Raw genomic sequence first — 16,657 nt, 5'->3', positions numbered from 1 at the left:
CATCCATGAACTTTTCTCCAAAAGCCCTCATTACCCATATTTGTATCATTGGTTTATTTGTACTTGCTTCATTGCTCTACTTTTATCCGGTATTGCAGGGAAAAGCAATCTTTCAATCCGATATTGCCCAATACAAGGGCATGGCCAAGGAACGCAACGATTATAAGGACTTAACCGGGGAAGAATCGTATTGGACCAACAGTGCTTTTGGTGGTATGCCCACCTACCAATTAGGTGCGAATTACCCACATGACTATATCAAAAAACTGGACCATTTGATTCGGTTTTTACCTAGACCTGCCGATTATCTATTTCTGTACTTTATTGGATTTTACATCCTTTTACTGTGTCTAAAAGTCGATTTTAGACTGGCAGCCTTGGGTGCGATCGCCTTTGGTTTTTCTACCTACCTCATTATCATTTTGGGTGTTGGGCACAATGCCAAGGCACATGCTCTTGGATATATCCCCATGGTTTTGGGTGGAATCATATTGGTTTTTAGGAAAAAATATTTGCTCGGGTTTATACTGACCGCTTTGGCCATGGCTTTGGAAATCAGTGCCAACCACTACCAAATGACCTATTATTTTATGTTGCTGGTTCTGGTGCTAGGATTGGTCCATTTGATCTATGCCATCAAGGAAAAAGAATTGAAACATTTTTTTGTTTCGGTGGGTATACTCGTTTTGGCCGTTGTACTTTCCATAGCCACCAATGCCACGAGTTTAATGGCCACCAAGGAATATGCAGATTGGAGTACGCGTGGTACATCGGAGCTTACAGTAAATCCTGATGGAAGCCCGAAAGCACCGAGCAACGGTTTGGATAGGGAATACATTACCCAATACAGCTATGGATTGGCCGAATCGTTGAACTTGTTCGCACCACGTTTGTTCGGTGGTACGACCGGTGAGGATTTAGGTAAGGACTCCAAAGCCTACGAATATTTGACCAATCAGGGTCTGCCACCCAGTAAAGCATTGGAATTTTCGAGCAGTTTGCCCTTGTATTGGGGCGACCAGCCTATTGTGGCAGCTCCTGCCTATGTGGGCGCCATTGTGATCTTTTTGTTTTTGCTCGGGGCTTTTTTGGTGGAAGGCAAACGTAAATGGTGGTTGGTTATCGGTGCCCTACTATCCTTGTTTTTGTCTTGGGGAAGACATTTTCCCTTGCTTACCGATTTTATGATCGATTATTTTCCATTGTACAACAAGTTTAGGGCCGTTTCTTCCATTCAAGTGGTACTGGAATTGTGTTTGCCCGTTTTGGGGGTATTGGGGTTGGCTAAACTTTTTAAAACCTCGGTGGATAAATCAGAGAAATTAAGGGCTTTAAAACTCAGTTTTTTTAGTACCATGGGATTGGGTGTTTTTATTTTCCTGCTCATGGGATTTTTGGATTTCGAAGGATTGCGTGATGAAACATACCGCGGTTACTTTGGGGATGAATTGATGGCGATGATTCAACGTGACCGTGAAGCGGTCTACATCAATGACACCATTCGCTCGTTGGTGTACGTTATTCTTGCCGCCGCAACCCTATGGTTTTTCATCAAGGAAAAAATCGGCAGAAACCTCTTTGTGATCCTTTTGGGAGCTCTTATAATATTTGATTTGGTGAGTGTGGACCGTCGGTATGTGAATGAGGATGGTTTTGTGCGCCAACGCCAGATGAACGAACCGTTTCAGGCAAGCCAATTGGACCAAATGATCCAACAGGACGATTCCATTTTTAGGGTGTTTGATCCCCAAGAAGGCATCAATGGTGCCCGCACGTCCTATTTCCATAAATCCATTGGTGGTTACCATGCCGCCAAACCTAGGGCACTTCAAGATCTATTTGAGTATCATCTGTACCAGAACAATCTGCAAGTGCTGAATATGTTGAACGTGAAATATGTGATTCAACAGGATGAGGACGGCAATAGTTTCCCCGCGGTGAACCCAGATGCCAATGGCAATGCTTGGTTTGTGGAGCAGCTCTTACCCGTTTCATCGGCCAATGAGGAGATTTTGAAATTGAAGGATTTTAATTCCAAGACCCAAGCTGTCGTTAACACACGGACTTATCCAAGTTTGACCAAAACGCGTTATCAGTTGGATTCATTGGCACATATTGAATTGGTGGATTATCGTCCCAATTATCTAAAATATAAGTCCAGCAACTCGAACGATGGATTTGCTGTATTCTCCGAGATGTATTATCCCTCTGGTTGGGACGCCTTTATTGATGGTAAAATGGAACCTCATTATAAAGTGGATTATGCATTACGGGGTATCAAGATACCGGCAGGCGAGCACGAAATTGAATTTAAGTTCGAGCCAAAAGTTGTGGAAACCGGGAGCCAGATCACTTTGGCAGCCAGTATTTTATTGGGGCTTATCATTGTGGGAGGATTTGGTTTTACCTTGTTTTCAAAGAATACCAAACCGGAATAATGCAAAAAGTACTGGTCATAGCGTACTATTGGCCCCCGGCCGGAGGACCAGGGGTACAGCGGTGGCTCAAGTTTGTGAAGTATTTGCCCGATTTTGGAGTACAACCCTTGGTCTATGTGCCTGAAAACCCCAACTATCCCATTGTTGACACGGCACTGCTAAATGAAATTCCAACACAGGTAGAGGTGCTCAAACATCCCATTAAAGAACCATATGGTTGGGCCGCCTTGGTTTCCAAAAAGAAAACCAAAAGTATTAGTTCAGGGTTGATCAAAGAAATGAATCCATCCTTTTTGGAGCGAGCACTACTGTGGATACGGGGCAATTTCTTTATTCCTGATGCGCGGAAATTGTGGATCAAACCATCCATCCATTTTTTGGCAAGAACCATTGCAGAGGAAGGCATCCAGACTATCATTACCACGGGTCCGCCCCATAGTCTTCATTTGATTGGATTGGGATTAAAACAGCGGTACAATGTGCAGTGGATTGCGGATTTTCGTGATCCATGGACCACCATAGGTTATCATAAACAGCTACGCTTGACCCGGTGGGCCGAAAAGAAGCATAAAAAATTGGAAAAACAAGTTTTGGTTACAGCAGACAAAATTGTAGTGACCAGTCAAACCACCAAAACGGAATTTGAGGCCATCACCCCCAAACCTATAAAGGTGATTACCAATGGTTATGATGAACAATTGCAGGCTGTTCCATTGGATGATACGTTTACCATTTCCCATATTGGGTCGTTATTGACCGGCAGGAACCCGTTAGGATTATGGAAAGCGCTAAAAGAACTTGTGGAGCAAGACAGTGCATTTGCAAAGGCTTTACAAATCCAATTGGCCGGGGTAGTGGGAGACGAGGTTTGGCAATCCATTACAATGTTTGGGCTGGACAGCTTTGTTGAACGTTTGGGGTATCTGTCTCATGATAGGGTAGTGGAAGTCCAGCAAAAATCGCAAGTGCTGTTGTTGCTCGAGATTGATTCCGAAGAAACAAAGGGAATAATCCCGGGCAAACTTTTTGAATATTTGAATGCCAAAAGACCCATTCTAGCTATTGGACCAAAGGGTTGGGAGGCTGGCGAAATGGTCGATTCCTCCCAGGCGGGTTCCTTTGTTGATCCAAAAGAAGTCGAGGCAATAAAAGATGTACTTTTGGAGTGGTTCAATCAATATCAAAAGGGCAATTTGTTTTGTCAATCGGTTGGTATAGAAAAATATCACAGAAGGGCATTGACCGAATCCTTGGTAAAATTTATCTGATGGGTATTGTTCAAAAGCAATCCGTACAAAATGTGATCATCACGTATATCGGCTTTTTTATTGCGGCCATCAACACCCTTTTTCTCTATACCAAGATTTTGCCCGATGCCTATTATGGTCTGGTCACCTTTATTTTGGCATCAGGGGCCATATTAATGCCCATTTTGGCCTTTGGGGTGCACAATACCATGGTCAAATATTTCAGTAACTTTTCAGAAGAGGACAAGGACGGTTTTTTGACCTTGATGATGTTGACACCGTTGCTCGGCATCCTTCCGGTTGCCCTGATCTTCAGTATCTGGCAAGAACCATTGGGCAATTGGATTTCCAAAGAGAATCCCATGGTCAAGGATTACTTATGGTACATCTTTCTTGTCGGACTTGCCATGGCCTATTTTGAAGTTTTTTATGCCTGGTGCAGGGTGCACATGAAATCGGTCTTTGGTAATTTCATGAAGGAGGTTTTTGCAAGGGTGGGAGTCTCCTTGCTGCTGGCTCTTTTTTATTTTGGAGCCATCAACTTGGATGTTTTTTTAAAGTTGTTGGTCGGTCTTCATTTGTTGCGAACCATCATTATTCAGCTATACGCTTATACGTTGCGGTTCCCTCGATTCAATTTGAATTTCCCGGCCCACACCAAGGAGATTTTGTCGTATTCCGTGCTGATCATTTTGGGTGGATCGGCGGCACTGGTCTTGTTGGAAATCGATAAGGTGATGTTAAACCAGTTCATCAGCATTGAAAATGTGGCCTACTACAGCGTTGCAGTCTACATTGCCACGGTGATTATTGTTCCATCGAGGGCCATGCACCAAATTACCTATCCACTCACTGCGGAACTATTAAATTCTGGGGATGGGGCAGGGTTGAAGAAATTGTACCAAAGAACTTCATTGACCTTATTGATCGCTTCGGGCCTACTATTTTTATTGATCATTCTCAATATGAAAGACCTTTTTCAATTGCTTCCCGAAAATTATCGGGGAGGATTTACCATTGTCTTGTTGATAGGTTTGGCCAAAGTGATGGATTCCATCCTGGGAAACAACAATGCCATCTTGTACAACTCGAAATATTACAGAACCGTATTGGTCTTTGGCGTTGGACTTGCCATTCTGACCATAGTTTTGAATTATCTGTTGATTCCTAAATTTGGGTTGGAAGGGGCGGCCATGGCGAGTTTTATTTCCATTTTTATTTTCAACGGGGTCAAATTGGCCTTTGTTCGGATAAAGTTTGGGTATTGGCCTTTTACAGCGGCCACCTTTAAGATTTTGGCCACCTTGGTGTTATTGGCCGTTTTGTTCCGTTTCTTGGAATTTTCGTTTCACCCTTTGATTAATATCGGATTAAAATCTGGACTTATCGTGTTGATGTACGTAGGTATTCTTTACCGGTTCAATATTTCTGAGGACGTAACGGGATACGTATCCAAATGGTTTAAAAAAAATACCCCGTAGCGGATAAATCCAACTACAGGGTAAACAACTAACCAACCTAAAAACTCTCTTTAATTGCCCCTTGAACCTCTGGATGAAGCTGTTCTGGCGGAGCTACTTTTTCTTACGTTTCCCGTACTTCTGCTTGCTGTAGACCTTGAGGTCCTGTTCACAGATTTCCTTGTATCGTTGCCTCTTTTCACCACACTACGATCTCTAGTTGATCGGTTTGTTGTTTGAGGCTTTTTATACGCACTTTTTGTGGTACGGGTCACTGTTCTGCTATCCGGTGTAGAAGTAACCTTTCTTTGAGTGATGCTCCTGCTGTTGGGCGTTCTGGTCACTTTATTTTGGGTTACGGTTCTATTGGGTCTGGATACATTTTCTGATTTATTATAATCACTTCTTCGAACAGCTTTAGTGCTGTTGGATTGTCTCTTTACCGAATTGTTGGAACGAGTTACAGCGTTTCCTTTTCTATAGGTATTCTGTTCCACATATCTATTGCTTCGGCCAGCATCACCTCTTCGGTAGCTGTTGTTATCACGTACGCTAACCCTTTTGTCGTTTCTATAGATATTGTCCCTTCTGTAACGGTTTTCGTTTCGATACACTTTACCTACCCTTGCATAAGCTCTTCTTTCATTGTAACGGTAAGGTGCATAATACGTATAGCGCACAGGGCTGTAGTACCTTCTGTAAGGGCTGGTATACACATTACAGAAACCAATGGCAGGTCTTGCAAAGTAACTATGGAACGGACGATACACATAATATCTGTTGTATACGTTGATGAACCCTGTATAGTGGCTGAAAGCACCTCTATTGTAGTAGATATGCAAGCCTCCGATTCTACGAACCCTTCCGTTGTTGTACCAAATGTCCACATTACCAATTTGGGAAACACGACCATAGTAGTCGTAAAAGATGGGAATGTTTTCCACTTGGATCACTGCACCGTAATCATCATATTGGACAAACGGATTGTAGTTGAATCCAGAGTTAAAGGTAATGCCAACATTGCCAATTTGGGCTCCGACACCAACATTTACTCGATTATCCATATAAAAATCGAACTCACCATCGGGAAAAACTGAAAAAGTTACTCCATCTTCCACAAAGATGAACGAGTTTCCATATCCACGGACAAAATTGGTTGCCAATGAATTTTCGTTTGTTGCTGCTTGTATATTAGGTATTCCAAGAACAACCGCTGCTATAATAAGTACTAACTTTTTCATACTACAAGGTTTTAAGTTCTAGATACAACTATTTGTATCCATCCTTGTAACAACAATCAGCGTGCCAAAAATTTTAAATGCTATTTAAAATGCTGTATATCAATTATATAAAATTAATTATTTAATAATAAACATCGAACGTCTGTTCAATTGGTGATCGCTTTCCGAACAATTTATGCCATTGGAGCAGGAATTAATGAGTTGTGATTCCCCGTAGCCTTTTGCTGATAATCGATTACGGTTGATTCCTTTGGAAACAAGCCATTCCAGTGTAGATTTGGCTCTTCTTTCGGATAGTTGCAGGTTGTAGTTGTCATCGCCTCTGGAATCGGTATGGGATTCTATATGGATTTTTAATTCTGGGTATTCTTTCATGGCTTGTAAAATTTTTGCCAATTCCACTTCGGCATCCGATCGAATGTTACTCTTGTCAAAATCAAAATATATGGGCTGGAGGGCCAATCTACACCCCAGATCATCTACAGGGCAATCTGGCGGGGTTAGAGCTAAATCCACTTGCAAAGTGGCGACGCCATCTGGGGTACTTAAGGCCTTTTCTGATGGCAAATATTCTTTCTCTTCGAGGGAGGCCCTAATTGCATATTGGCTGTTACAGTCTACCAATGAATCAAAGAGATACTTTCCATTATTCTCCGTTAGTTGTTGCCCAACAACCTCATTTTCTCCATTAATAAGGGTAACCAAGGAACCTTCAAGTGGTTTGCTGGTCTTGACATCGGTTATCACTCCTTGAATGGTAATGGTGCAATTTTCAAATATGGCGTAGATATCATCCGAAATACTCTCATTTATACCATTTCTGTTCGATGAGAAGTAACCCATCTTTTTTTCCTCATTTATAATGAATCCAAAATCGTCTTGATTGCTATTGATGGGTTTTTTGAGGTTGGTGGCTTTTTTGTACTTGCCATTTTGGTCCAATGACATTACAAAAACATCAAGACCTCCAAGGCCCAAATGTCCATCACTTGAGAAATAAAGATTGTTAGTAGAACTGATAAAAGGAAAAGTTTCCCGCTCCTCTGTATTGATTTTTGGGCCCAAATTCACGGGTTCGCCATAGGTTCCATCATCCAATATATCAACATACCAAAGATCTGACCTTCCCATGGTTCCTTCCCGATTTGAAGAGAAGTACAAACGTGACTCATCTGAATTCAATGCAGGATGTGCAGTGGAATACGAATCGTCATTAAATGGTAGTTCAACAATATTTCCCCAAGTACCATCCTCATTTTTGGTGGACTTGTAAATTTTAAGACTTACCAATCGTTGATTTCCTCTTTTTCTTTTTCCATTGATGTAATTATTCCTGGTGAAGTAGAGGGTTTTTCCGTCTTTGGTGAAGGTCGCCGAAGATTCATGGTAGGGCGAATTTATTTCCCCTTTAAGGGCCAAAACATTTGTGAGTTTGCCATCAGCCCCAATTTCGGCCTCAAAAAGGTCCAAATAGGGGAGTCCTGTCCAATCATGGACTTTGCCACCTTCTGTATTAATGGATGATGATGCAAAAACGATTTTCTCTCCATAAAAAGATGGACCAAAATCGGAACCAATATAATCTTCGGTTACGTTTTTAACGGTATAGGCATCTTTGAATTCCTCTTCCAGTGAAGCTAAGACCGTTTTTCCTTTATCATAATATTCAGCCACCATTGAATTGCCTGAGGCGGCCATGTAGTTGTCCATCATTTTTTTTGAACCTTCATAATCCCCGATACTTTTTAAAGATTGCGCTGCCCTATAGTAATATTCAGGCTCTACCTCTTCTGGGAATTTATTTACAAGTTTTTGGTACCAAACGGCAGCCTCGGCATATTCACTGTTGAAATAGTAGGTATCACCCAATTTTTGGAACACCTGTGCAGATTCATAGCCGTCTTCAACCACTTTTAAATAGATTTTTCGGGCATCTATATAGTCATAGTTGAAGAAATCTTCGTTAGCTTTCTTTATTTTGTTTTCTTGTGCAAAACCAAGTTGCACTGTTATCAATGCAATAATGGAATAAAATATAATTCTGGTTTTCATGGTGTTGTTGTTAGAAGAATCTTGGGGTAACTACCCGATCATTTTTCTTGAAAATGTCGAAACGGAGGAATACTTCATAGGAGCCATTGCTAAACTGTTCCACATCTGTGGATTGATAGTCATATGCCAGTCCGGCAAAAAAGTTTTTGGTAATTTGGAAACCAGCCAAGGCACTTATGGATGCGCTCCATCTATACGAAGCGCCAACAGTAAATTTTTCATTGATCAAAAAATTGGCTGAAAGATCCCATTGCAACGGGGAGCCACTAACATATTTGACCAAAGTTGCAGGTTTGAACTTCAGGTTTTCATTCAGGTCAAAAACATAACCCATAATGTAGAAATAGTGGAGCCGTTCAATGGCAACACTTTCAACATTTTGATTGTTCAGTGAGCTATCATCAAAATGTTTGGTGTTCAAAAAATTGGGAACTGAGATGCCAGCATAGAATTTTTGGGTATTTAAATACAAACCGGCCCCTACTTGGGGCTGCAGTTTATTGTCAATTTCATTTTGGAAAAAAAGATCGTTCGGATAAAAAATGTTCAATTTGGAATAATCCACATTTAACATATCCAAGCCTGCTTTTAAACCCATTGATAGTTTAGTATCCAATCCAAGGTGTACGGAATATGAATAATCGACCACAACGTTGGACTCCACCGCAGGACCAATTTGATCATAGACAATGGAAAGTCCAAGACCCATATTGTCGTATAGGCCAATGGGGGAATTTACAGTGAAGGTGCCTGTTTGGGGCGATCCATCAAAATTTACCCATTGGGTTCTTCCAAGCAATCCGAAGCTCAAAACTTCGCGTGAACCTGCATAGGCCGGATTCACCACTTGGGTATTGTACATATACTGTGTGTATTGTGGGTCTTGTTGTGCTTGGGCCATGACTCCAAGGAGCAAGACGGTAATTAAATTGATGTAGTGTAAATTGATTTTGGGTATTAATATCCCTGGTTTTTGATGCTTCATTATTGTGATTGCTAAATTTTTAATCCCGGTTAATGTATAGGTAACCTGTGTATTCCGGCTTGCCGGGATTTTCTCCGCTGATGGTCAAAATGTAGAAATAGGTTCCGCTAGGAAGTTCTTTGTTCTTCTTTATCGTTGCTCGACCATCGGAAATCCCGAAGAAAAGATTGTTGCCTTGCCCATAATTTTCCGTTTGATAAACCAGAACTCCCCATCTATTGTAAATTTTAAGGGTATTGTTGGGGTAGTTTTCAATGCCTTCTATTTGAAAAAAGTCATTTAATCCGTCTTCATTTGGTGTTATCCCATTAAAAATTTCAAATCCCGTAGGAATCCCTCCATCTGCACAGGCATCTGTTGGCACCGAAGTAGTGGTTGCATCATCTTCAAAAAGGTCATTATCATCCGATAAATCGGTTACTTGGTTATCCAGCCCTACAGGTTCTGCTGAAACACTGGCTTGGTTCTGAATGAGTCCATTGTCAATATCTTGTTGGGTTAGGGGATAGCTGGCTTCAAAGGTCCAACTCTCACCAATGGATAAAATACCATCGTTGTTCTGGTCGGTGCCGTTCATGGGCCCTGAAATTTGTCCACCCAATAGTGGGTCGTCCAAAATAACGGTCTCCAAGTCACTGGTTCCCGTATTCGTTACAGTAAATGAGAATAAAATGCCATCCAAACAACCATCACCATTAGCATCGATGAGATTACCAATTTTGATCAATCCTATTTTATCGCCACCATCGGTACAGGCATCATTTGGGATTTCGGTGCGTGTTGGTTCGTCTTCAAAAAGAGTATCATTATCCGATAAATCCTGTATGGGAACATCGATCAATGTGAGTGCATTGACCGTGGCTTGATTAATAATGAATCCGGCGTCAATATCTTGCTGTGTTATGGCATGGTTGGCAACATAGGTCCATGTTTCGTCAACAGAGAGGATGCCGTCGTTGTTTTCATCCCATCCAGCCAATGGGCCTGGAATTTCCCCTCCAAAAAGGTCATCTTCCAAAACAACTTCTTTAAGATCTACATTTCCTGTATTGGTAATTGTGAATGTGTATTCAACGGTCTCCAGACAGCCATCCATGTTGGCATCGATGACCAAGCTTTCCTTTATGAGTCCAATTGCTGGGTTTTGGCAGGCAACCAAGCTGGTTACCGTTGGGTCGTCTTCCAAATGACTATTGTCGTCGGAAAGGTCAGCTACGGTTTCTCCAGGCAGCCCTTGAACATCGGCACTTACCGTGGCTTGGTTGATCACTTGCCCAGAATTGATATCCTCCTGGGTAATATTGTACTGGGCCGTATATATCCATGTTTCATCGGGATCAAGAAAACCATCATTACTGGTGTCGCCGGAATCTGGCCCTGTAATCACCCCTCCCAACAAGGGATCGGTTAGGACCACATTTTCCAAAATATGCAGTACACTTGGATTGACCACTTCAAAAGTGTAGTAAATAATTTCACAACCTGGACTACCCGTTGCATCTTGGGGTTCTCCTGTTTTTACCACGGATATTCCTGGTAAACAATGTATCAATCCTATTTCGGTGGGGTCGTCTTCGATGTGGCTGTTATCGTCCGAAAGATCGGATACTGTTTCACCTGGCTGTCCTTGAACATCCGCACTAATGGTGGCTTGATTTACCACTTGGCCATTATTAATATCTGGTTGGGTAATGAAATAATCAGCGGTATAAATCCAGGTTTCATCTGGACCTAAAACATTGTCATCTCCCACATCTCCAGAACTCGGGCCTGCAACATCCCCACCCAATAGCGGGTCGTTGAGTACAACATTTATCAGATTATGGAGTGCACTTTGGTTTTTCACTTCAAAAGTATATTGAATATGGTCACAACCCAGCCCTCCAGTTGCATCAAGGGCCATTCCGGTTTTGATTACCGAAATGTTAGGCTGACAATGGGATAAACTGATGACTGTGGGGTCATCCTCCAGCGTACTGTCATTGTCAGAAAGATCAGAAACACTTACACCGGGCTGTCCTTGCACATCGGCTATAACATTTGCCTGGTTGATGACCTGACCATTATTGATGTCCGTTAGGGTAATATTATAGGTTGCAGTATATATCCATGTCTCGTTGGGCCCTAAAATATCGTCATTACCCACATCACCAGAACTTGGACCCAAAATTATACCACCAAGCATTGGGTCCGTTAAAACTACATTTTCCAATATTTCGTTATTGTCACTTTGGTTTATGACTTCAAACGTATACTGAATCATATCACAACCTGGATCGCCAGATAGATTGATTGCTTCGCCTGTCTTAACCAATGAAATTAATGGTGCATATAAATGAGTGGGATTTTCAATTGATTCATGGTTTGAATTTTCTATATCGCTAGCACGATCATCATGAATCGACTTGGTTGCCCAACTGCTAAGACCCAAAAACAATAACAAAAGAGGTACATAGCTGGAATTAGTTTTCAATGACATTTTGGTTATATAAGACATTGTTCAATTTTTATGGGTAAAGGATTGTTAGAGTATTTTATGCTACTTGCCATGTGTATCGGTTGTGAATTGAATAATGGGTAAACATCACTTTATAAAACACGATTAACAGGTACAACTTATCGGATTTTAGATTTGGTTTGACCATGGCCTTATTTGAATTGATACAGGTCATCATGAGTTACATCGGATTTAGTTTTTTATGATGAACATGGACCTACGGTTTAATTCATGTTCTTCCTCACTACAAGGAACTCCATTGGAACAATTGTTCAATAAGCGGGTTTCACCATACCCTTTGGCCGATAATCTGTTACGTTCAATACCTTTTCTTACCAACCATTGCATTGTGGCTTGGGCCCTTCGTTCAGATAATCTGAGGTTAAAGCTTGAGCTTGATCGTGAATCGGTATGTGATTCTATATGAATTTTTAGCTCCGGATATTCCTTCATGGCCTGAAGGATCTTGGCCAACTCTACTTCGGCATCTGGTCTAATGTTGTATTTTCCATAATCAAAATAGATAGGTTGAAGATTGAGTCTGCATCCCAGATCATCCTCGGCACAATCGGGCGGGGTCAATTCCAGGTCTGCCTGGACCACATCGGAACCACGGGGTGTTACAATGGTGGTTTGGTTGGGTTGGTAATCACGAAATGAAGCAACGACCGTATATTTCTCCGTACAGTTCAAAAAGTCTTCAAAACGGTAATTGCCCTGTCTATCGGTTCGGGTCTTTGCGATTATCCGATTGTCTTTATTGATCAATTGAACGGTTGCCCTGTAAATGGCTTCTCCGGATTTTGAATTGGATATTACGCCTTGAAGGACAATTTCCCCGCACATTTCCCAAACGCGATAGATGTCGTCCGCAGCACTGCCCTCATCGCCTCCACGATTGGAGGATACGTAGCCGATTTTCTCATCCTCATTAAAAATGAAACCAAAATCATCCTTATTGGAATTTATGGGCTGCTTCAAGTTGGTCACTTGTTCAAATTCCCCGTCCGGTTTTAAGGATAAGACAAAAGCATCAAGTCCTCCCAAACCCAAATGTCCATCACTCGAAAAGTAAAGGTTGTTGTTTGCGCTCACATAAGGAAAGGCTTCCCTGGCCTCTGTGTTTACTTCGTCACCCAAATTTATGGGTGTTCCAAAAGAACCATCCTCATGAATATCAACATACCAAATATCGGATTCACCAATACTCCCTTTCATGTCGGAGGAAAAGTAGAGCCGCTTCTCATCGGGACTCAGTGCAGGATGTGCTGCGGAATAGGAATCGTTGTTGAACGGTAGTTCTTCAACTTCGCCCCACGACCCATTTTCCTGTTTGGTGGCCTTATAGATTTTTAGGCTGACCAACTTATCTTTATTTTTTCGTTTTCGACCGTTTTTATAGTTGTTTCGGGTAAAATACATCGTGTTTCCATCCTTTGTAAAGGTGGCATTGGCCTCATGATAAGGCGTGTTGATGTCGCCTTCCAAGGGTTTGGGGTCTTTGATCTTCCATTCTTCATCAATTTCTGCCATATAGAGGTCCAAGTACGGTAGACCGGTCCATTGGTGCACTTTATCCCCTTTTGTATTTCCAGAGGCCGAGGCATAGACCAATTTATCTGTCCCATAAAATGCTGGTCCAAAATCCGAACTGGACAGTAGTTCGGTAATGTTTTTCACTTCAAATTGTTTGGACTTAAAATCCACAAGACTGTCGAGTGACGCATAATCCTTTAAAAAGTTTTTGGCAATCTCCGTATCGGAGGATAGATTGGCGAATTTGCCCATCATTTCTTTGGATTCATCATATGCGCCTGTGCTCTTTAAACTTTGTGCTGTACGGTAATAATAGATGGGATCCACATCTTTTGGGTATGCTTTCATCAATTTATTGTACCATGAAAGTGCTTCTTTATATTCACTGTTGAAATAATAGGTATCTCCCAATTTTTTAAACACTTGTGCAGATTCATAACCATTGTTCACCACATTCAAATAAATCTGTCTCGCATCTATGTACGAATAGGCATCAAATTCTTCGTTTGCTTTTTTGAGGTTGCTTTTTTGTGCAAAAGACAAAAAGCCGATCATCAGGGCAACGGAAAGTATTGTGTGTTTTATTGGGACCATTCGGAATGAACTTTAAAAAAATCGAGGGGTTAGGATTTTATCCAACTTGTTGAAAATGTCAAAGCGGACAATGGCTTCATAGGATCCATTGCTGTAATCTTGAATCGCTGTTAATTGATAATCATAGGCAAGACCAATAAAAATGCCATCGGTTATTTGAAATCCAGCCATAGCGCTGGCTGAAGAATCCCATCGGTAGGCACCGCCCAAGGCTATTTTTTCATTGATCAAAAAATTTCCCGATACATCCCATTGCAATGGTGCACCACTTACAAATTTGACCAAAGCGGCCGGTTTAAATTTTAAGCTGGGGTTCAGATCAAAGACATAACCCGTTATAAAAAAGTAATGCAAACGTTCCACAGCAATACTGGCCAATTCTTGATCGTTGAGTGACGCTTCATCAAAATGCTTGGAATTCAGAAAATTGGGAACCGAAAATCCAGCATAGAATTTTTGGGTATGGTAATAGATCCCGGCACCGATCTGGGGTTGAATCTTATTGTCCACCGAATTTTGAAAATTAGGATCATTTTTATCATATATGGTCAATTTGGTGTAATCCACGTCCAACATGTCCACCCCCGCTTTCAACCCAAAAGATAGTCTGCTGATGTCCCTTCTGGCCAATTGGATGGAGTAGGAGTAATCCACAACTGCATTGGATTCGGTGGCAGGTCCGATTTGATCGTAAACTATGGATAATCCCAAGCCCATATTGTCCATAAGTCCAATAGGGGAGTTCACTGAAAAAGTACCCGTACGTGGCGCACCTTCCAAGTCCACCCATTGCATGCGACCCAAAATGCCCAAGCTCAAAACCTCCCTTGATCCTGCATAAGCTGGATTCACAATTTGAGTGTTGTACATATATTGGGTGTATTGGGGATCTTGTTGACCCGTTATTTTTTGGATACCAAAAAAGGAAGCTATGGCCAGTAATAGATACAGGTTTGGTAAAGAGTAAGCTTTGCGATACTTCATCAAACTATGGTTGTTTCGTTTTAATTACGGTTTATGTACAGATAGCCGGAATAGCTTGCTTGTCCCGGATTATCGGTCGGGAAGGTGAGTATATAGAAATAGGTACCACTTGGTAATGTTTTCTCCTTTAGTATGGTTGCTTTGCCTTCGGACACTCCATAGAAAAGATTATTTCCTATGCCATACCCTTCGGATTGGTATACAAGCGCTCCCCATCTATTGAAAATCTTGAGCACATTATCCGGATAGTTTTCGATTCCGTTGATTCTGAAATAATCGTTGAATCCGTCACCGTTTGGTGTGACACCGGAAAAGATTTCAAATGCCTCATCGGCTCCTGGATCCATACTGCACATAAAATCGGGAACACTGGTCATGGTCATGTCATTTTCATCCAAGCTGTTATCATCCGATACATCGAAAATACTGGCCACAATTCCAATGGCGTTGGCTGTTACCGTGGCTTGGTTGGTCACAAACCCGTTTAATACATCCTGTTCACTGATTGGGTAGGTGGCGTTGTACGTCCAAGTTTCACCTTGGGAAAGCACGCCATCATTACCATTATCGGTGCCGTCCACTGGACCAGCTATCGTGCCTCCCAACAGTTGCTGGTCTGTAAGTTGAACATCGGTTAGTTCAAATTCCCCGGTATTGGTGACCGAAAAGGTATATAGGATGCTTTCAGGACATTCATCATTATTGGTATCTGCCAATGCTCCGGTTTTGATCAATCCGATGGTTGCACCGCCCAGGGTACATACATCATTGGGTACAATTGTATTTGTTGGATCGTCTTCCGAAGGACTGTTATCATCGGAAAAATCGGATACTTCTTGATTGTCACCAACAACATTTGCAGTTACGGTTGCCTGATTGGTCACGGACCCCATGTCAATGTCCTGTTGTGTAATGGCATAAAGCAATTCATAGTTCCAACTTTCGCCTTGTGATAAAATACCATCGTTGTTTTCATCGGTATCGGATAATGGCCCACTGATAACACCTCCCAACATCGGATCAACAACAACAATGGATTCCAATGCCAGTTCCCCGATATTAAGGACCCTAAAAGAATAAAGTATACTTTCATTACAACCGTCCATATTAAGATCGGTCAATGTTCCCGTTTTTATCAGGGCAATTCCTGGCAGGGGATTACAGAGGTCTGCGGGTAAAATGGTCTGTGCATTCTGAATGTCACTAACTGGCGTGTTATCACCAATTGATGTGGCTGAAACTGTGGCCTGATTTTCCACGGAGCCATTATTCTTATCCGTATCTGTAAGCGTATAATCTGCTTGGTATTCCCAAACCTCATCCACGGATAGAATACCATCATTTAAGTCATCAGCAATAGGTCCTAGGATATCTCCACCCAACATCGGATCATTCAGTACAATGTTTTGAAGTTCCACATTTCCGATATTGGTTACGGTGAAGGTATAACGGATACCGTCGATACAGCCATCTTGATCCGCATCGATGTTTGGGTTTCCTGTTTTGTTGAGTAGTATGCCAATTGTCGGTGAGCAAAGTTCAACCGGCAGGTCGGTCTGCACTTGTTGGTTGTCGGCCACCGGGGTATTGTCTCCTACCGACAGGGCGGAAACGTCCGCATTG

Annotated in this window: 10 protein-coding genes; 3 read left to right on the top strand and 7 right to left on the bottom strand. The window is 41.9% G+C overall.

All coding sequences use genetic code 11. The features are described 5' to 3' along the window. The first annotated feature begins 5 nt into the window (after window positions 1-5). The 3 genes from EO131_RS03785 to EO131_RS03775 are packed head-to-tail and all read left to right on the top strand — an operon-like array spanning window position 6 to window position 5,166. Window positions 6-2,438: a YfhO family protein gene (locus EO131_RS03785; protein ID WP_127019062.1), complete on the top strand. Its 2,433-nt coding sequence runs from the start codon at window positions 6-8 to the stop codon at window positions 2,436-2,438. Beyond that, complete coding sequence (locus EO131_RS03780; protein WP_127019060.1) at window positions 2,438-3,706, top strand: glycosyltransferase family 4 protein; 1,269 nt, start codon at window positions 2,438-2,440, stop codon at window positions 3,704-3,706. The genes EO131_RS03785 and EO131_RS03780 overlap by 1 nt, the downstream gene beginning before the upstream one ends. Next, window positions 3,706-5,166 (top strand): lipopolysaccharide biosynthesis protein, encoded by a 1,461-nt coding sequence (locus EO131_RS03775; protein ID WP_127019058.1) that lies wholly within the window; start codon window positions 3,706-3,708, stop codon window positions 5,164-5,166. Before EO131_RS03780 ends, EO131_RS03775 begins: the two co-directional genes overlap by 1 nt. A 50-nt stretch (window positions 5,167-5,216) precedes the next feature. Here EO131_RS03775 and EO131_RS03770 read toward each other — a convergent pair whose 3' ends face one another. The 7 genes from EO131_RS03770 to EO131_RS03740 form a co-directional block, all read right to left on the bottom strand. After that, a complete protein-coding gene (locus EO131_RS03770) occupies window positions 5,217-6,386 on the bottom strand; it encodes a hypothetical protein (RefSeq protein WP_127019056.1) in 1,170 nt (389 codons plus the stop codon). A 117-nt stretch (window positions 6,387-6,503) separates the two neighbouring features. Next, a complete protein-coding gene (locus tag EO131_RS03765) occupies window positions 6,504-8,438 on the bottom strand; it encodes an OmpA family protein (RefSeq protein ID WP_127019054.1) in 1,935 nt (644 codons plus the stop codon). Between the two features lie 10 nt (window positions 8,439-8,448). After that, window positions 8,449-9,423: a PorP/SprF family type IX secretion system membrane protein gene (locus EO131_RS03760; protein WP_127019052.1), complete on the bottom strand. Its 975-nt coding sequence runs from the start codon at window positions 9,421-9,423 to the stop codon at window positions 8,449-8,451. Window positions 9,424-9,442: 19 nt separating this feature from the next. Beyond that, window positions 9,443-11,902, bottom strand: coding sequence for a gliding motility-associated C-terminal domain-containing protein (locus tag EO131_RS03755; protein ID WP_470295064.1), 2,460 nt, complete (start codon window positions 11,900-11,902; stop codon window positions 9,443-9,445). A 210-nt stretch (window positions 11,903-12,112) separates the two neighbouring features. Continuing rightward, a complete protein-coding gene (locus EO131_RS03750) occupies window positions 12,113-14,050 on the bottom strand; it encodes an OmpA family protein (protein ID WP_127019048.1) in 1,938 nt (645 codons plus the stop codon). A gap of 12 nt (window positions 14,051-14,062) precedes the next feature. Continuing rightward, window positions 14,063-15,034: a PorP/SprF family type IX secretion system membrane protein gene (locus EO131_RS03745; protein WP_127019046.1), complete on the bottom strand. Its 972-nt coding sequence runs from the start codon at window positions 15,032-15,034 to the stop codon at window positions 14,063-14,065. 20 nt (window positions 15,035-15,054) lie between these two features. Continuing rightward, a partial coding sequence (locus EO131_RS03740) for a gliding motility-associated C-terminal domain-containing protein (RefSeq protein WP_164731605.1) occupies window positions 15,055-16,657 on the bottom strand: 1,603 nt, incomplete at its 5' end.

The sequence above is a fragment of the Flagellimonas beolgyonensis genome (genome assembly GCF_003992615.1).
Classification (GTDB): Bacteria; Bacteroidota; Bacteroidia; order Flavobacteriales; family Flavobacteriaceae; genus Flagellimonas; species Flagellimonas beolgyonensis.
Note: the sequence above shows the minus strand (reverse complement) of the source record. Positions and strands in the feature narration are given on the sequence as shown.